General features: G+C 73.3%; 14 protein-coding genes and 3 pseudogenes. 6 read left to right on the forward strand and 11 right to left on the reverse strand.

The features are described 5' to 3' along the window. Window positions 1-180: 180 nt before the first annotated feature. Window positions 181-411, forward strand: a pseudogene (locus ACZ5TL_RS16615) (VOC family protein); the annotation flags it as partial. Window positions 412-453: 42 nt separating this feature from the next. Next, window positions 454-1,182, forward strand: a complete 729-nt coding sequence (locus ACZ5TL_RS16620) for a ribonuclease H family protein (protein WP_468590439.1) — start codon at window positions 454-456, stop codon at window positions 1,180-1,182. On the opposite strand, the gene melC2 is transcribed toward ACZ5TL_RS16620, so the two are convergent. Together melC2 and melC1 are read right to left on the reverse strand one after the other, a co-directional pair. Beyond that, complete coding sequence (gene melC2 / locus ACZ5TL_RS16625) at window positions 1,183-2,004, reverse strand: tyrosinase MelC2 (protein WP_468590440.1); 822 nt, start codon at window positions 2,002-2,004, stop codon at window positions 1,183-1,185. Between the two features lie 33 nt (window positions 2,005-2,037). Then, window positions 2,038-2,403 carry an apotyrosinase chaperone MelC1 gene (gene melC1, locus ACZ5TL_RS16630; RefSeq protein WP_468590441.1) on the reverse strand — a complete coding sequence of 122 codons (366 nt, stop codon included), beginning with the start codon at window positions 2,401-2,403 and terminating at the stop codon, window positions 2,038-2,040. A gap of 345 nt (window positions 2,404-2,748) precedes the next feature. Between melC1 and ACZ5TL_RS16635 the strand changes: the two are divergent. Next, window positions 2,749-3,343: pseudogene (locus ACZ5TL_RS16635) on the forward strand (NAD(P)-binding protein). On the opposite strand, the gene ACZ5TL_RS16640 reads toward ACZ5TL_RS16635, so the two are convergent. Then, entirely contained in the window at window positions 3,344-5,086 is a 1,743-nt protein-coding gene (locus ACZ5TL_RS16640) for a cholesterol oxidase substrate-binding domain-containing protein (protein ID WP_468590442.1), read from the reverse strand. Window positions 5,087-5,225: 139 nt separating this feature from the next. Here ACZ5TL_RS16640 and ACZ5TL_RS16645 point away from each other — a divergent pair, with 139 nt between their 5' ends. Further along, window positions 5,226-6,209 carry an aldo/keto reductase gene (locus ACZ5TL_RS16645; RefSeq protein ID WP_468590443.1) on the forward strand — a complete coding sequence of 328 codons (984 nt, stop codon included), beginning with the start codon at window positions 5,226-5,228 and terminating at the stop codon, window positions 6,207-6,209. 9 nt (window positions 6,210-6,218) lie between these two features. On the opposite strand, the gene ACZ5TL_RS16650 is transcribed toward ACZ5TL_RS16645, so the two are convergent. Next, complete coding sequence (locus ACZ5TL_RS16650) at window positions 6,219-6,566, reverse strand: hypothetical protein (protein ID WP_468590444.1); 348 nt, start codon at window positions 6,564-6,566, stop codon at window positions 6,219-6,221. Between the two features lie 144 nt (window positions 6,567-6,710). On the opposite strand from ACZ5TL_RS16650, the gene ACZ5TL_RS16655 reads away from it, so the two are divergent. Then, complete coding sequence (locus tag ACZ5TL_RS16655) at window positions 6,711-7,208, forward strand: DUF6328 family protein (RefSeq protein ID WP_468590445.1); 498 nt, start codon at window positions 6,711-6,713, stop codon at window positions 7,206-7,208. 160 nt (window positions 7,209-7,368) lie between these two features. On the opposite strand, the gene ACZ5TL_RS16660 is transcribed toward ACZ5TL_RS16655, so the two are convergent. The 3 genes and pseudogenes from ACZ5TL_RS16660 to ACZ5TL_RS16670 all read right to left on the reverse strand — a co-directional run bounded on the left by ACZ5TL_RS16660 (window position 7,369) and on the right by ACZ5TL_RS16670 (window position 9,966). Beyond that, window positions 7,369-7,794, reverse strand: a complete 426-nt coding sequence (locus tag ACZ5TL_RS16660) for an SsgA family sporulation/cell division regulator (RefSeq protein WP_468590447.1) — start codon at window positions 7,792-7,794, stop codon at window positions 7,369-7,371. A gap of 62 nt (window positions 7,795-7,856) precedes the next feature. Next, window positions 7,857-8,228: pseudogene (locus ACZ5TL_RS16665) on the reverse strand (hypothetical protein); the annotation flags it as partial. A 766-nt stretch (window positions 8,229-8,994) separates the two neighbouring features. Beyond that, a complete protein-coding gene (locus tag ACZ5TL_RS16670) occupies window positions 8,995-9,966 on the reverse strand; it encodes an LLM class F420-dependent oxidoreductase (protein ID WP_468590449.1) in 972 nt (323 codons plus the stop codon). A gap of 73 nt (window positions 9,967-10,039) precedes the next feature. Between ACZ5TL_RS16670 and ACZ5TL_RS16675 the strand changes: the two genes are divergently transcribed. Beyond that, complete coding sequence (locus ACZ5TL_RS16675) at window positions 10,040-11,473, forward strand: serine hydrolase domain-containing protein (RefSeq protein WP_468590450.1); 1,434 nt, start codon at window positions 10,040-10,042, stop codon at window positions 11,471-11,473. Here ACZ5TL_RS16675 and ACZ5TL_RS16680 read toward each other — a convergent pair. The 4 genes from ACZ5TL_RS16680 to ACZ5TL_RS16695 form a co-directional block, all read right to left on the reverse strand. Beyond that, window positions 11,465-13,114, reverse strand: a complete 1,650-nt coding sequence (locus ACZ5TL_RS16680) for a serine/threonine-protein kinase (protein ID WP_468590451.1) — start codon at window positions 13,112-13,114, stop codon at window positions 11,465-11,467. The two genes, ACZ5TL_RS16675 and ACZ5TL_RS16680, sit on opposite strands and share 9 nt — an antisense overlap. A gap of 340 nt (window positions 13,115-13,454) precedes the next feature. After that, window positions 13,455-14,414 carry a threonine/serine dehydratase gene (locus ACZ5TL_RS16685; RefSeq protein WP_468590452.1) on the reverse strand — a complete coding sequence of 320 codons (960 nt, stop codon included), beginning with the start codon at window positions 14,412-14,414 and terminating at the stop codon, window positions 13,455-13,457. Window positions 14,415-14,534: 120 nt separating this feature from the next. Continuing rightward, window positions 14,535-15,584: a polyprenyl synthetase family protein gene (locus tag ACZ5TL_RS16690; RefSeq protein WP_468590454.1), complete on the reverse strand. Its 1,050-nt coding sequence runs from the start codon at window positions 15,582-15,584 to the stop codon at window positions 14,535-14,537. A gap of 128 nt (window positions 15,585-15,712) precedes the next feature. Next, entirely contained in the window at window positions 15,713-16,768 is a 1,056-nt protein-coding gene (locus tag ACZ5TL_RS16695; protein WP_468590455.1) for a tetratricopeptide repeat protein, read from the reverse strand. Between the last annotated feature and the right edge of the window lie 113 nt (window positions 16,769-16,881).

Consider the following 16,881-nt stretch of genomic DNA (forward strand, 5'->3'; position numbering starts at 1 on the left):
GGCGCCGGGGGGAAGACGTACACCGGACACGGTGGCTCACACGCGGTCGGCCCGGACCGCAGGACCGGTGGACGCAGGCGGTCGGCACGGCCCGTGTCCGCGGCGTAGCGCTCGGGGTGCTCGTCTGCGGCCGGGCCCGTTCGGCGCGCGGGCCCGCCCCCGGGTGACTAGCGTGAGGGGGAGGAGTTCCCGCCCGAGACCGGGCCGTATATCAACGTGTACTTCACCGTGGAGGACTGCGACGAGGCCGTGGCGAAGGCCACCAAGCTCGGCGGTGTCCTGCGGTTCGGGCCGATGACCACCCCGTTCGGCCGGTTCGCCGCGATCAGCGACCCGCAGGGCGCGAACTTCTCGGTGATCGACATCACCACGACCGAGGGGGAGATGCCGAAGCTGACCGACGTGTCCTGAGCACCCGGCCCTCCCCGGCCGGACGGCTCCCGCGGCCATGGCATGATCGAGCGCATGGGTGAACGTGTGGTGGCCGCGTGCGACGGGGCTTCGAAGGGAAACCCCGGGCCCGCGGGCTGGGGCTGGGTCGTCGCCGACGCTTCCGGGACGCCGGAGCGGTGGGAGGCGGGGCCGCTCGGCAGGGCAACCAACAACGTCGCCGAACTCACCGCGCTGGAGCGCCTGCTGACGGCGACCGACCCGGATGTGCCGCTCGAGATCCGGATGGACTCGCAGTACGCCATGAAGGCTGTCACCACCTGGCTGCCCGGCTGGAAGCGCAACGGCTGGAAGACCGCCGCCGGCAAGCCGGTCGCCAACCAGGACCTCGTCGTCCGCATCGACGAGCTCCTGGACGGCCGCTCGGTCGAGTTCCGCTACGTCCCCGCCCACCAGGTCGACGGCGACCGGCTCAACGACTTCGCCGACCGCGCCGCCAGCCAGGCCGCCACCGTCCAGGAGCCCGCGGGCAGCGGCCTCGGCTCCCCCGAGCCGCCGCCCTCCCCGGACACCCCGGCCAAGGCCCCGCGGTCCCGCCCACGCGGCGGCGCGACCCGCACCGGGAAGGCGTCCGCCGCGAAGGGCTCCGGCGCGAAGGGCTCCCCGCGCACGATCAAGGCGAAGTTCCCCGGCCGCTGCCAGTGCGGCCGCTCGTACGCGGCCGGCGAGCCCATCGCCAAGAACGACAGCGGCTGGGGCCACCCGGAGTGCCGCACGGGCGCGGCCGTCTGATCAGGCGTCGAACGTGTAGTGCGGCGTGTGGTCCAGCAGATCCGCGGGACTCATGTCGTGCCACGGCCGCATCGTCTCGTGCAGGTCGATCACGTTCGGCGTGTTCGCGGCCGGCAGATAGCCGGAGCCGGGGTGCCGGCGCTGCCAGTCGGCCCACAGCTTGTCTATGTACGCGTGGTGCAGCCAGAACACCGGGTCGTTGGGGGAGACGCCGGTGGCCATCTGCCCGCCGACCCAGACGTGGACGCGGTTGTGCAGATTGACGCCCCGCCACCCTTCGAGATGGTTGCGGAAGCCGTCCGAGCCGCTGTTCCAGGGCGCCATGTCGTACGTCGGCATCGACAGCACCGACTCGACCTCCGCCCGCGTCGGCAGCTCGCGGCCCTGGGAACCGAGGGAGCGGCGCAGGAACGTACGGCCGTCGACCCGCACGTTGACCGGCCAGTTCCCGCTCGCCGCGGAGAACGGGCCGTCCGAAACCCGGCCGTCGCGCTCACGTCCCGTGCCGCCGAGGAAGTCGGGCGCCCACAGTGAGGCGCGCGGCGTACGGTCGACGGTCCAGTCCCAGTACGGCAGGGTCACCGACGCGTCCACCGACTGCAGCGCCCGCTCGAACTCCAGGAGGAATCTCCGGTGCCAGGGCAGGAAGGACGGTGAGCGGTGCCCCGTCCGCTCGCCGTTGTCGGTGTCGGAGATGATGAACGCGTTGTGCGTGGTGACGAACGCGTCGTAGCGGCCGCTGCGCTTCAGCTCGATCAGCGCGGCGACGAAACGCCGCTTCTCGTCGGCGGTCAGGGTGGACTGGTTCTTGCGGACAGCCATGTGCGGGTGCTCCAGATGCCTTTGCGGTACGGGTCAGTTGGCGGGGAAGGGCAGCAGGGGCGCGCCCCGCAGCTCGTCCACCGCGGCGCGGGCGGCGGCGCGCGGGGTGGGTACCGGGTCGTAGTGGCTGACGACGCTGATCCAGCTGCCGTCGGCGTTGCTCATCACGTGCAGCTCCACCCCGTCGACGAACACCGCGTAACCCGCGCCGTGGTGGTGGTGACCGGCCCCGGTGACCGGACGGCCCTGTATCCGGCGGCCCTTGTAGACCTCGTCGAAGGTCCCGGGGGAGTGCGCGTGCCCGGCGGCCGCCGCCGGGGTGACGGCCGGCAGGGTTCCGGCGGCGGTGGCGAGGGCGGCCGCGGCGGTGAGCGCGTGGCGACGGCTGAGTTCCGGCATACGGACCTCCTGGGTCGGTTCGGCTGATGACACCGCATGCCTATCGGCCCGCCCGGCAGGGGAGAAATCCACGCGAGCCGGTTGGCTGCGATCCGGGCAATTCCTCTCAAGTCGTGCAAGGTTGAACGAAGATGATCTTGCTGCGCGGGAGCCGCGCAGGAGCCCGGAAGGGGAAATTCCACCCGCACGGGACGCCGTGGCTGATGTTTCTCCCAGCGCCCTCCGCTGTCCGTGGTGCGCGTCACGCCGCGAAACTGACGCGATCCGGCGGTCCGGCCGATGGTGCCTTCGCGCTGCTACTCTGCGTCGGCAACCGAAAGCTCTCGGTGATCCTCAGGGGTGTGCGTGAAGGTCGCCTGTGTCGGTGGCGGGCCCGCCGGTCTGTATCTCTCGATCCTGCTCAAGCGGCAGGACCCGTCCCACGACATCACCGTCTACGAACGCGACCCGGAAGGCTCGACCTACGGCTGGGGCGTGACGTACTGGCGCGGACTGCTCGATCAACTCCACGAGCGGTACCCCGAGTCGGCGCGCGTCCTCGACGCCGAGTCGGTCCGCTGGCGCGACGGGGCCGCCCACGTCCGGGACCTGACGACCCGGCACAGCGGCGACGAGGGCCACGGCATCGGCCGCCACCGCCTCCTGGAGATCCTCGCCGCCCGGGCCCGCGACCTCGGCGTGCGCCTGGAGTACGAGCGCGGCCCGCTACAGCGCCCAGTGGTACGAGAACCTCCCGCGCTACATGCACCTGCCGCCGGAACGCATGTTCGCCCTGCTCGGGCAGCGCCACTCGCCCCTGCTGCCCTACGTCCCGCCGCAGCTGTACTACCGGCTCGACCGGGCAGCCGGGCAACTGGAGCCGCTGCGCCGGTTCAGGCGCTGGCTGGGCCCGAAGGTCGCGCGGACCGTGCACACGCTGGCGCCGGCCGCCCGCCAGTAGTCACTCCGGCCCCGCCCCGGGGCCGAACAGCCGGTCCAGGAATGCGTTGCCGTACACGCCGTGCGGGTCGAGCCGGTCCAAGGCCGCGTCCGCCTCGGCCCACTCGGCCCGCCCGACCGCGTCCGGGACCGCCGAGCCCAGCACCTCCTGGTCGCTCCACACCCCGTCGTCCGTGTACGCCCACCCCTTGGACCACTCCACCCGCGTGAGGGCGAAACCGCCGTCGAAGGTACGCAGCAGGAACCGCTCCGTCTCGCGCAGGAACGCCTCCGCGTCCGGCGTGCCCGGCAGCGTCAGGACGTCCAGCCACACCGCCGTGTCCCACTCGGGACGGTCCGCGCGCGGCCGGAGCGCGGACAGCAGCGGCGGCCGAGCCCCGGCCACCGCGGTGTCGCCCGGGTCGTCCAGGCCGGTCACCCGGATCTCCACCGAACCGTTGACCGGGAAGCTGCCCCGGGCCGCGTACGCCGTCAGCCGCTCCCGGAAGAACGAGGCGAATCCGGAGACGACCCGTTGCACCTGCGCCCTGGACGTGAGTACGGCGTAGCCGTTCGCGTGCACCCGTAGCGTGGTCGGCTTCAGGTACAGAAGGGTGTTCTTGGACGGCCCCCAGATGTCCGCCGACAGTGTTGTCACCAGCCCCAGCGCGGCCGCGTCGTACTGCGCCGTCCCGAGTGCCGGCGCCAGGTACCAGGCCGCGTCCGAGGTCATCCGGCCGACCAGTTCCGCCACCGGCGCCGGGATGTTGTCGGAGAACGGGTAGTTGTACGGCCGCGTCACCTTCCGCGAGGTCAGCGGCCGGGTGGGGGAGACGCTCCACACCTTCAGCCACGGGTGCTCGGTGAAGGCGAACCAGATGGCCTCGACCCGCCCCGCCTCGTCCAGGAAGCTCGCGAAGGTACGCCCGTCGCCGGAGCCGGGCGCGGCGAACAGCTCCCCGGCCGGGATGTCCGTACGGCTCACACACCGCAGGCCGGTGTTCGCGCCCACCCGCAGCACCACCTCGGTCACCAGGGACCGCCCGAGATGCGTCAGCAGCGCGGCGCAGTCCGCCCCGTCGCGGTGGAACGTGCGCAGCACGTACGCACCGGCCCGGGCATCCCACACCACGGCCGTGAGGGACAGGATCAGGTTGCTGAGCGAGCCGTAGGTGTGCCCGGGCCGGCGTCGCTCCCCCCGCGCGGGGACGGCCGTGCCGTGCCCGTCGACGGTCAGGACCCCGCCCAGGGTGAGAACCCCGGGAGCGGGCGTGGCCGTGACGCCCAGGCCGTGCTCCTCCAGGAAGGTGAGCAGCGCTTCCATCGTCACGCCGGTCCCGGCGCGCACGGCGGCCGGGGAGTCCAGGGCGAGGCCGGTGAGGTGAGCGGCGGTGTCGACGAGCAGGACGGGCGCACCGGACGGCGTCTCCTCCGTCACCGTCAGCGGGGACCAGCCGTGGGCGGCGCCCCGGGCGCGCACCCGCCACCCGTGCCGCCACGCCCAGTTGACGACGGCGACCACCTGGTCCGGGCCGTCCGGCGCGCAGGCCCACAGGCCGTCGGCGGTGATCTCGCCGACCCAGTTGCGGTACGCCGAGCGGTACAGCGCGACGTCCGCCGGGAAGTCCGGCAACTCCGCTGCGGCGGCGGCCGGATCCGCCGGCAGGCCGGGCACGGCGGCCAGGGCGGCGGCGCTGAGCAGGAAGCCCCGGCGGGTCCAGCGGAGGTCGTCCGACGGGAAGTCGCTCACTGAGTCGGTGGTCACGTGGAGTCACGCTAGGGGCCGGTTGACACGTGACAGGTCCCTGTCGCCTATCTTCACTCGTGTGAGTGAATCTGGTGGGGTTGGCGGGCCGGACCGGCACGTTCCGCACGGAGCCGTGGCTGATGACAGACTGACGCCCATGGACGAGCGCACATTCGACAGGTCGGGTCAGCACGCCTCCGTCGTCGGTCTCGGCACGTGGCAGCTGGGTGCCGACTGGGGAGACGTCGACGACAAGGAAGCCCTCGCGGTGCTGGAGGCGGCGGCCGAGGCAGGGGTGACCTTCTTCGACACCGCGGACGTGTACGGCGACGGCCGCAGCGAGCAGACCATCGCCGCCTTCCTCAGCGGCCGGCCGGACCTGCACGTGATGGTCGCCACCAAGATGGGCCGCCGGGTCGACCAGATCCCCGGGAACTACGTGCTCGACAACTTCCGTGCCTGGAACGACCGCTCCCGGCGCAACCTCGGCGTCGACCGCATCGACCTGGTGCAACTGCACTGCCCGCCGACGCCCGTGTACTCCAGCGACGAGGTGTTCGACGCCCTCGACACCCTGGTCGAGGAGGAGCGCGTCGCCGCGTACGGCGTCAGCGTCGAGACCTGCGCGGAGGCGCTGACCGCGATCGCCCGGCCGAACGTGGCGAGCGTGCAGATCATCCTCAACCCGTTCCGCATGAAGCCCCTGCGCGAGGTGCTCCCGGCCGCGCGTGAGGCGGGCGTGGGCATCATCGCCCGCGTCCCGCTGGCCTCCGGACTGCTGTCGGGCAAGTACACGCGGGACACCGTCTTCCCCGGGAACGACCACCGCACCTACAACCGGCACGGCGAGGCCTTCGACGTGGGGGAGACCTTCTCCGGCGTCGACTACACCACCGGTGTCGAGGCGGCCGCCGAGTTCGCGGCGCTCGCCCCCGAGGGCTGCACCCCGGCCCAGCTGGCCCTGCGCTGGATCATCGAGCAGCCCGGGGTGACGACCGTGATCCCCGGGGCCCGCTCGCCCGAGCAGGCCCGCGCCAACGCGGCCGCCGCCCGTCTGCCCGAGCTGCCCGGCCAGACACTGACGGCGATCCGCGACCTGTACGACCGGCGTATCAAGGACCAGATCGAATCCCGCTGGTAGGGCTCGCCCTCACGGCTCCAGGAGCAACTGCCTCTCCTGCTCCTGGTCGCCGGAGGCGGCACCGTCGTCGCGGGCGGTGAAGGCGCGGGTGAGCGTGTCGCTCGCCCGACGCACGGCCTCCGGGCTGCCCTGCACGGTGACGGTCACCGGCGCGGACAGGCGCCCGGCGCCCTCCCCGGTGCTCCCGGAGGAACCCGCGTCCGCCTCGCCGCCGAAGTTCGCCGTGTGCACCGTCGCGTTCCCGTCGGCGGGCCGTTCGTCGGGCGCCCCGAAGGTGCCCTCCAGGGCCCGGACGACCGTTCGCGCGTCGTCGGCGCCTCCGCCGCTGAGCGTCACGGTGAGCTGCGTTCCGGACATGCGTCCACGACCTCCTCGGGCTGTGCGTCATTCGCGCCGTCCGTGTAACCGCCCCCTGATCGCTCAAACCGCCGCCGCGGGACGAGGGCCTTTTACGGGGCACACGGGGAAAGAGGAGGTCAGGTCTCACACCGGGAGGAAGCAGTGGCGGACGCGTCAGAGGGCGGGGTCCTGCGCCGGGGGCGCAACGAGACGGAGGAGGAGAGAGCGGACCGGATGTGGCAGGAACTCATCCAGGAGGTCCGCGTGGCGCAGATGGGTGTGCAGATCCTGTTCGGTTTCCTGCTCACCGTGGTGTTCACCGCGAAGTACGACGATCTCTCCGGCACCAACCAGACGATCTACCTCGTGACGGTCGTCCTCGGCGCGTGCGCGACCGGGGCGCTCATCGGGCCGGTCTCCCTGCACCGCCTCGTCTCCGGGCGGCGCGTCAAACCCCAGGCGGTGCAGCTGGCCTCCCGGCTCACGCTGCTCGGCCTCGTGCTGCTGCTCGCCACGATGACCGCGTCACTGCTGCTGATCCTGCGCGTGGCGACGAACGACGACTACGTGCCCTATGTGGTCGCCGGCGTGGTCGGCTGGTATCTGCTGTGCTGGTTCGTCCTGCCGCTGTGGACCAGGCACCGCTACACCTCCAGGTGACGGCGGCACGGCCACGCCGCCCCGCGTGGCCGTGAAGGCGTCCGCCTCGTGGGCGACCGGCAGGCAGCACAGCAGGTTTGTCAGCGAACATGGCCAGCTCCTCCGCGGCTGGCCGGGGCGGGCCCCTGGCGCGAGTTCGCCTACTGAACTCGCCCGCGGGTCAGCCCCCGGCGATGACATCCGCCAGGAAGTCGTCGACCCGGACCTCCTCGCGGCCCGGCGGGACCAGTTCGTGGGTCTCCCGGAGGAACGCGGCGAACGCCGGGGCCCACGCGAACACCACCGCGTGGTGGCGGCCGCCGTCGGGGCGGGCGTCGCCGAGGAACTCCATACGCAGCTCCTGCCACATGCCCCGCGACTCGGGGCGCATCCGCACATCGCCCACGCCGACCGGACGCCGCAGCGCGTCGCCGAGCATCTCGCGGTCCAGCTGCCACCGGGCGAGGACCCGGCCGTCATGGCTGAAGACGACCGTGACGGCGAACGGGTCCGTGGCGTCGTAGCTCAGGTGGGCGAGCACGGAAAAACGGTCCGTGTCGCCCGCCTGCAGCTGCACCACCAGGGTCTTGTGGACGAACGAGTTCACGAGGGGGCCTCCGGGAAGAACCGACGTAGAGCCCTCTAGTACCCCCGATCCAGACGGAATGCTCAGCCCAATGGGTGATTCCCGCGGGCGCCGCGCAGGGACTCGACGCAGACCGCGACGGCCCGCTGGAGTTCCTCCAGACGCTGCACCATGTCGTCCTCGTAGAACTCCCCGGCGTCGTCGAAGGTCAGCTCCTCGAACCCCTTGGTCGCCTTCTGCAGGCTGCTGTAGAACTTGCTGCGCCGCTCCTGCACCCGCAGCCCCGGGTCGGCCTCCACGGCCTCCACGACCAGGGACTTCATGGTGTCGTACGCCTCGGCGGCCCACTCGCCGGCGTCCTCGGCCTCGTCCAGCTCGTCGATGAGCGACAGGTGCCGCTCGGCCTCCCGGCGGAGGTCGGCGGGCGCGTCGACGGTCTGCCCGGCGGGGCGACGGCCGGGGCGTGGCCGGTCTCCGCTTTCCGGCCCGCGGTGCCTGGCGCCGTACTCCGGCTCCGCGTTTCCGGCGGTGACGCCCCATTGCCGTGGGGCTGTCTCCGTGGTCCTGGCCCCCGCTGTCCCGGTGCCCAATCCGTTTCCCCCGCGGGCGGGCGTGCGCGAGGATGAGGGGCATGGTGCGACCCGAGGCCGGCGCCGAGCTGCGCCGCTGTGCGGAGTGCGGCGGGTACGAGTACGGCGGTGGCCCCGCCTGCGCCGTCTGCCGTGAACGGGTGGACGCCATCGTCGAGGAGGAGTGGGCCGCCTTCCTGCGGCAGTGGGACGCCGTCGGCGCGGACCAGGAGCGGGTGCTGGCCGAGGTGGTGGCGGCCGAACCCGACCGGTACGACTGGCGGGTGGTCGACGCCGCTCTCGACCGGCTGGTGTGCCCCGACTGCGGCGGCCGGCTCGCCCGCGGACCGGCCGGCTGCCCGGCCTGCGACCTGGCGCAACGGCTTCCGCTACGCCGCGATCGAGACGGACCGGCCCGGTGTTCCGCCCGGCAACGAGCACGCGGTCCGCGTCAACGTCTCGGTGGTGCGCAGGCCGCAGGTCACCTCGGAGAGCGAAGTGCTCGTCAGGCGCCTGCTGCTGCCGCTCCTCCTGGCCGGATTCCTGCCCACCACCCATCAGGCGCAGCGGATGAGCGCGCTCATGAAGAAGAGCCCCCCGGATCGGAGGGCTCAACTGGTCGGGCAGGCCGTCGAGGCGCTGGCGGAGGACCTCAGCCGAACGCGTCGCGCAGAGCGGGCAGCAGGGTCTTCTCCGACCAGTCCAGGTAGGCCGGCTGCGACTCGCCCCCGATCTGGACCAGGGCGATCTCGGTGAACCCGGCCTCGGCGTACGGGCGCACGGCCTCGACGAACGCGTCCGGGTCGTCGCCGCACGGGATGGACTCGGCGACATCGTCCTGCGTGACGAACTGGGTCGCCGCCTCGAAGGAATCCGGGTGCGGCAGCTCCGAGTTGACCTTCCAGCCGCTGCCGAACCAGCGGAACTGGGAGTGCGCGCGCTTGATGGCCGTGTCCCGGTCGGGGTCGTAGCAGACCGGCAACTGGCCCACGCGGGGCTTGCCCTCGCCGCCGTGCCGGTCGAACGCCTCCAGCAGACCCGCCTTGGGCTCGGTCGCGATCACCAGGTCGCCGAGCCGGCCCGCGAGTTCGCAGGACCGCTCCCCGGAGACGGCGATGCCGATGGGCGGCGCCTCGTCCGGCAGATCCCACAACCGGGCCGACTCCACGTCGAAGTGCGTGCCGCGATGGTTGACGTGGCCGCCCTCGAAGAGGGCCCGGATGATCTCCACGGCCTCCTCGAACATCTCGTGCCGCACATCGACGGACGGCCAGCCGCCGCCCACCACGTGCTCGTTGAGGTTCTCGCCCGAGCCGAGCCCCAGCCGGAACCGGCCCTCCGCCAGCAACTGCACCGTCGCCGCCTTCTGCGCCACCACCGCCGGGTGGTAGCGGAACGTCGGACACGTCACGTACGTCATCAGCGGAATACGCGACGTGGCCTGGGCGGCCGCTCCGAGCACGGCCCACGCGTACGGCGAGTGGCCCTGCGAGCGCAGCCACGGGAAGTAGTGGTCCGAGGTCACCGAGAAGTCAAAGCCCGCCTCCTCGGCCCGCACCACATGGTCGACGAGCTCGCGGGGGCCAGTCTGCTCGGTCATCATCGTGTATCCGATTTGCACCATAACCGTCGGGTCCCCTGACAGCGGACGGGGAAACGGCTCGATCACGGTCCACCGGCGAGGGCAGGATGCCTCCATGAGCGCTCCCCCATTGTTTCCCGCCGATCCGGCCGCCCAGGGCGTCGACGCAGCCGGTGTCCACGCCTTCCTCGACGCCCTCGAAGCCGACCCCGGGATCGAGCCGCACAGCCTGATGATCCTGCGGCACGGACACCTGGTCGCCTCCGGCTGGTGGGCGCCGTACACCCCCGACCGCCCTCACCTGCTGTACTCCCTCAGCAAGAGCTTCACCGGCACCGCCGCCGCCCTGGCCGAGGCCGAGGGGCTGCTCGACTTCGACGCGCCGGTGATTTCCTATTTCCCGGAGTTCGAGGCCGACATCACCGATCCGCGCAGCCGGGCCATGCTCGTGCGGCACGTGGCGTCCATGTCGAGCGGCCACGAGCGGGAGACCGTCGAGGAGGCCTACGGGACGGACCCCGTGGAGCCCGTCCGGGGGTTCCTGCTGCTGCCCCCGGACCGCGACCCCGGCACCGTCTTCGCCTACAACCAGCCCACCACCTACACGCTCGCCGCGATCGTCCAGCGGGTGACAGGGCAGCCGCTCACCGCATACCTGCGGCCCCGGCTGCTGGATCCGCTCGGCATCGGCGAGGCGGCCTGGCTGCGGGACCGCACCGGCCGCGAGATCGGCTACAGCGGCCTGCACGCCACCACTGACGCCGTGGCCCGGCTCGGCCGGCTGTACTTGCGCGACGGGATCTGGGAGGGCAGGCGGCTGCTGCCGGAAGGGTGGCCGGACCGGTCCACGCACCCGCGCGTACCGACCGCCGGAGCCATGGGAGACACCGACCGGGAGGACTGGCACCAGGGCTACGGCTTCCAGTTCTGGAGGTCCCGGCACGGCTACCGGGGCGACGGCGCGTACGGCCAGTTCTGCCTGGTGCTGCCCGAGCACGACGCGGTGATCGTGACGACGGCGGCGACCGAGCGGATGCAGGAGGTCCTGAACCTCGTCTGGGAACATCTGCTGCCCGCCTTCGGCCCCGAGCCGCTGACCGGCCGGGGGGCCGCCGACACGGAGTTGCGGGAGCGCCTCGCCCGGCTCGCGCTGCCGCCCGCCCCGGGGCGTCCCGCACCGCCGGCCCGGGCCGAGGAGTGGGCCGCCGCCGCGTTCACGTCCTCCGGGGAGGACGGGCCGGTCAGGGCGGCCCGGCTCGCTCGGGACGAGGACGGCTGGACGCTGGAGCTGACCGGGGACGGGGAGCGGCTGGACCTGCGGATCGCGGCGGAGGGCTGGGCGGTCGCCGAGGAGCCGCTGCCGACCGCGGTGAGCGGCGGCTGGACCGACGTTGGCACGCTGGCGCTGGAAGCGGTGTTCCTGGAGACACCGCACCGCCTGGCGCTGACCTGCTCGCTCACGGAACGCACGGTCACGGCGCGCTGGCGCACGCAGCCGCTCCACGGCGGCCGGCTCACCACCCAGCGGGCACCGCGCGGCTCAGTCTGAGGCGGGCCGGAACGTCTTCAGGAAGGTGCGCAGCGCCTCCTGGTTCGCCTCGTCCTCCCAGTCGGCGTCCGGGGTCGTCCAGCGCAGCGAGAAGCTCCGGCCCCCGCCCAGCAGGAAGCCCCGGCCGAAGGTGTGCACCCGGGTCCCGTCGACGTCCGCCGTCCACTCCATGTCGGCGGCCTCGCGCCCCTGGTACGTCGTCGCGCGGATCGAGCCGATCCGCCGGTAGTCGTCGGACTGCTTGAGGTTCGGTTCGACGTCGTCCCGCCACACGGCCACCGGGTCCGGGCCCACGCGGGCGCTGTAGGTGACGGCCAGCGTGCGGTGGTCACCGTCGGCGCCGAAGACGACCCGGTACGCCAGATCGCCCTGGCGGTCGGTGTCCAGCCGCCCCCAGCCCTCGGGGAGCGCGACGGAGAAGCCCTCGGGCGCCCGGTAGCGGCGGAAGCCGGGCGGCAGGGCCGTGGCCGGGGCGGACGGTGTGGGTGTGGCCGTGGGGGGCGGGGACGTCGGGGTGGGGGAGGGGGAGGACGGTTCGGTCGCGCTGGGGTTCCCGGACGGTTCGGCGCTCTGCCCGCCGGTGCCCGCGGACGGCGAGGCGGCGGAGGCAGGCGGCCGGGCGGGCGAGTCCGCCGCGTCGCTGCCCGAGTCGGTGCCGGGCAGCCCCTGGGTCGCGGCGAGCACCGCGACCGCCACGGTGACGACGGCCAGGGCCGTCCCCGCCACCACGGTCCGTCTGCTCCAGGCCCGGCCGCCCGGCCGTACGGCGGCGTACGCACCGCGCAACCGCGGGACGGGCACCGCGGCCAGGTCCGCTTCCGGGTCCGCGCTGAGCGCGCGGGTCAGCGCCTCACGGACCGCCGGGCGGGTCAGCCGCTCCCGGGAGTCCTTGCGCAGCAGCCCCTGCACGACCTGGGTGAGCGGCCCGGCGCGCACCGGCGCGCGCAGCGGCAGCCGGTCCACGGCCTTCAGGGTGGTCTCCGGGCGCCCCCGGTCCCGGAAGGGCGGGCGTCCCTCGACCATCGTGTAGAGGATCGCGCCCAGCGCCCACAGGTCGGCCGCCGGGCCGATGCGCTGGTCGCGGGCCTGCTCGGGGGAGGCGTACGCGGGGGCCGTGAGCCGCGGCGCGAGGGTCGCACCGGCCAGGCCGTAGCCGGTGACGACGATCGACTGGTCCTCGCGGACGAAGACCTGGCCGGGGCTGAGCTCGCCGTGGGTGATGCTCTCGGCGTGCGCGGCGTCCAGCACGTCGAGCAGCTCCAGGCCGACGCGTGCGGCCCGCACGTAGTTGAACGTGCCCTGCTCGGAGAGGAGTTCGCCGAGCGGGGTGCCGTCGATCCACTCGTTGACCGTCCACAGGCCACCGGCCTCCTCGACGGCGTCGACGACTGCGGCGATCCGGCCGGGGCACATCAGCGCCATGCTCTCGGACATGCGCAGCAGGCGGGCGGCGGTCCGGCGCTCGGTCTGGTGCGGGTCGTCAGGAAGCCCGACCTGGGTGACCAGACAGGGCCGCGACACATCCCCGGCGCCGGTGTCCTCGGCATACCAGCAGATCCGGTTGGTCTCGCGCTGGATGATCTCGAGCAGCCGGTACCGGCCGGCGACCAACTGGTGTGTGGAGACGTACGCCCTGCCCATGGCCATCCCTCGCTGGAAACCTGGCTCTCATCTTTTCCAGAGGTACGGGGGGTGAGGCGGCCTCCGTTCAATCCGATCACAACTCCGCGCGCATTCTTGTCTTTTGTTCAAGCGATGGGCTCAAGCGTGCGAGGAATCGGTCTTTTGTGCTCTCGGGCGGCTCACCTCGGCCGCCTCCCGGGTGCCGCGCGTGCGGAGAATTCGGCCACTGTCGCGTCCGGATTCGCGAATTCCCGGTCGGCCTGCGGGTAACCGGAGGTAAATAGAGAGGTGTCCGACGGCTGAACTCGACGGCCCTTGGATGAATTCGGCGACGGTTTCCGCGAGGGCGGCCGGACGCTCAGCGCAGCTGGAAGCGCTTCGACCACGCCATCATGTCGCCCGTGGTCGCGTTGCCCCCGCACACCACCAGGCCGAGCCGGGCCCCGTCACCGACCCGCTCCAGGACCTGCCGCGCGGCCGGCAGCAGACAGCCGGCGGCCGGTTCGGCCCACACCTTGGCATGGTCGGCGAGGTCCAGCGAGCCCCGCACGGCCTCCCGGTCCGGCACCACGAGCACCTCGGTGACCAGGGCGGAGACGTGGTCGTACGTCAGTTGCGACACGGACGGCGCGCTGAGCGTGGAGACGATCGACGACAGGGCGACCGGCAGCGGGCCGCCCGCCGACAGCGCCTCGGACATGGCCTGCGCGCCCTCGGTCTCCACGCCCCACACCCGCACCCCCGGACGGCATGCCCGCAGTGCCGCGGCAACACCGGCGATCAGCCCGCCGCCCCCGATGCTGACCAGTACGTCGGTGAGTTCACCGGCGTCGGCGGCGAACTCCAGGCCGACCGTGCCCTGCCCGGCGATCACCACCGGGTCGTCGAAAGGGTGGATCAGAGTCAGCCCCTCCTGCTGGAGCCGCGTCATCAGTGCGAAGGCGCCGTCCATGTCGTCGGTCAGCCGCACCGACGCACCGGACGCCTCCGCGATCTCCGCGGCGCGGGCGGGCGCCGAGCGCGGCATCACCACGGTGGCCTTCACATCGAGGACGGCGGCCATCACCGCGAGGGCGATCCCGTGGTTGCCGCCGCTGACCGCCACGACCCCGGCGGCCCGCTCGGCCTCGCTCAGCGACAGCAGCTTCGCCGTCGCACCGCGCGCCTTGAACGAGCCGGTGCGCTGCAGCAGTTCCAGCTTCGCGGTGACCGGGGCGCCGAGCAGCGCCGACAGCCCCGGGCTGTCCACGGTCGGGGTGCGCGCGACGTGCCCGGCGACCTGCTCCGCCGCGGCTTCGATGTCCGAGATGCCGATCACGGCAGCCATCCTCCTGGCGCGGGTTGCGGAGCGCGCCGTGGAGCACCCTGACCCGCGGAAGGGGTCCGGGTCAACGCGCTGCGGCGGGCGGAGGCCGGGCGGGCACAAGGAAAGGACGCCTCAGGCGTCGCGCCGCACCAGGTAGCCGAGCAGTGACCGCAGATCGCCGGCGGCCCCCGCCGCCAGCGGCACGCCGCCGAGCGCCGTCTCGACGGCGGCGATGTGCCGCCGCGCCTGCGCCATGGCCGCCGCGCGGCCGCCCGCCTCCTCGATCAGCGCGGCCGCCGTGCCGGGCTCGCCGCCGGTCTCCAGGAGCGCTGCGATCCGCTCGCCCTGCGGGGAGCGGAGCGCCACCAGTACGGGGAACGTCTTCTTCCGTTCCCGCAGATCGCCGTGGACCGGCTTGCCGGTGACCTCCGGGTCGCCCCAGATGCCCAGCACGTCATCGACGATCTGGAAGGCGACCCCGAGGTGCCGCCCGGCCCGGTCGAGGGCGGTGACCGTCCCCGGCGCGGCACCGCCGAGCACGGCACCCAGCGCGGCCGCGCAGCCCAGCAGGGCACCGGTCTTGTGTTCGGCCATCGCCCGGTACTCGTCCGGCCGTACCCGTCGCGGTCCCGTCCAGGGGCGCTCGGCGAACAGCAGGTCGTCCGCCTGGCCGCGGACCAGGTCGTTCAGTGCCAGGGACAGTGTCCGCACAGCCCCGGCACCGCCCGGCCGCGCGGCGAGCGTCCCGACGGCCAGCGCGAACAGGGCGTCACCGGCGAGGACCGCGGGGCCCGTGCCGTAGGCCTTCCACACGGTGGGGCGGCGGCGCCGGGCCGCGTCGCCGTCCATGATGTCGTCGTGGAGCAGGGAGAAGGTATGCACCAGCTCCACCGCGACGCCCGCGGCCACCCCCTCCCGTCCGGGCGCCCCGGCCGCCTCGGCACCCAGCACCGCGAGCGCCTGCCGTACGCCCTTGCCGCCCGGGGCGGCGGCCGGGGCTCCACCGGCCTCGCACCAGCCGAAGGAGTAGGCGGCCATCTCAGCGACCCAGGGGTGAAGTTGACCGACGGCTTCGGCCAGGGCGGGCCGGACCAGGGCACGGCAGCGGTCGAGGATCCGGGAAGCGTCACGGGGCCGGCCGGAGCCGCCGCCCGCGAGAGCGTGCCGCTCGCCGTGCGGCACGGGACCTTGTTGTGCCGCCCCTGCCGGCCCCGGGGTGGGCGGCGCCGTGACCGGCCCTGCCGCGGGCACACCCGGGCCGGCCTCCGCCGTGTCCCGCCGCACCGCTCCCGCGGCCGTCGGCAACGCCGTCACAGTGCCGCCTCCGTCACCCGCGCGGCCGCCGGGATGCCGAGTTCCTCGTGGGCCCGGGCCACCATCCTGCGGGCGTGCTGGAGGCCGATGCGCTCCAGTGTGCCGGCGAGGTCGGCCAGTTCGGCCGCCGTCTCGCCGGGGTCGCGGCCCAGCCGGGCCAGGGACTTGGCGAGGCCGAGACGGGACAGCGCCTGGCCGCGCGGCTCGCTCATCTCGCGGAACTCCGCCAGCGCCTGCTCGTACAGCGCCCGCGCCTCGGCGTAACGCCCGGCCCGGTACAGGACGTTGCCGCGCATCTTGTGGTTGTACGCCAGCGCGCTGGACAGCCGCATCGCGCGGCACGTCGCCTCCGCCTCGCTCAGCAGCTCAAGGGCCCGCTCGGTGTCCCCGTCGCGCACCGACACGACATCGGCCAGACCCCGCAGCGCCCAGGCGTGGCCGCGCCGGTCCTCGGCCCGTGCGGCGATCTCGGCGGCCTCCTCGAAGAGGGCGTAGGCCGCGTCATACCTCCCGGTGTTGCGGTGCATCTGCGCGATGCCCTCCAAGGCCCACACCGTGTGGCGCGCCTCCCCGCGCCGCCGGGCCTCGGCGAGCAACTGCTCGTGCAGGCGGCCGACCGCCGCGTAGTCGCCCTGGATCCGGCCCGTCTCCGCCAGGCCCGCCAGGGAGTAGCCGCGTACGACGATGTCCCCTCCGCGTTCGCCGAGGTCGGCCGCGAGCTGGAGGAGCCGGCGGGCCAGCGGGAACGCGCCGCGCTGGCGGGCCAGTGTGCCGCCGCTCCACAGTGCCCAGGCCATCGCTGCCACGTCCCCGGCCCGGCGGGCCGCGCGGTAACTCGCCTTCCAGGCCCGGTCCGCGTCCTCGACCCGGCCGAGGCGCCGGTGCGCCTCGGCCACCGCGAGCCCGGAACGCGCCGCTTCCCCCAGCTCCCCGGCACGCTCGGCCGCCCTCAACCGCTCGGTGCCGGCGGCCAGGACGTCGGTCAGGGAGGAGTTGACGGACAGGGTGGTGAGCGCGCCCTGGTACTCGGGGGCGAATGCCTTGCCGTACATCGATGCCTTTCGGTCCGTATGCCCGCCATCTCTACACTCTGTGTATACATGGCGTGTATAGAGGGGTGGAAGCCAGCCCTGGCCACCAGGGCCAGGGCATCGCCTGCTGCCGG

This window comes from Streptomyces sp. NPDC033136 (assembly GCF_055578235.1).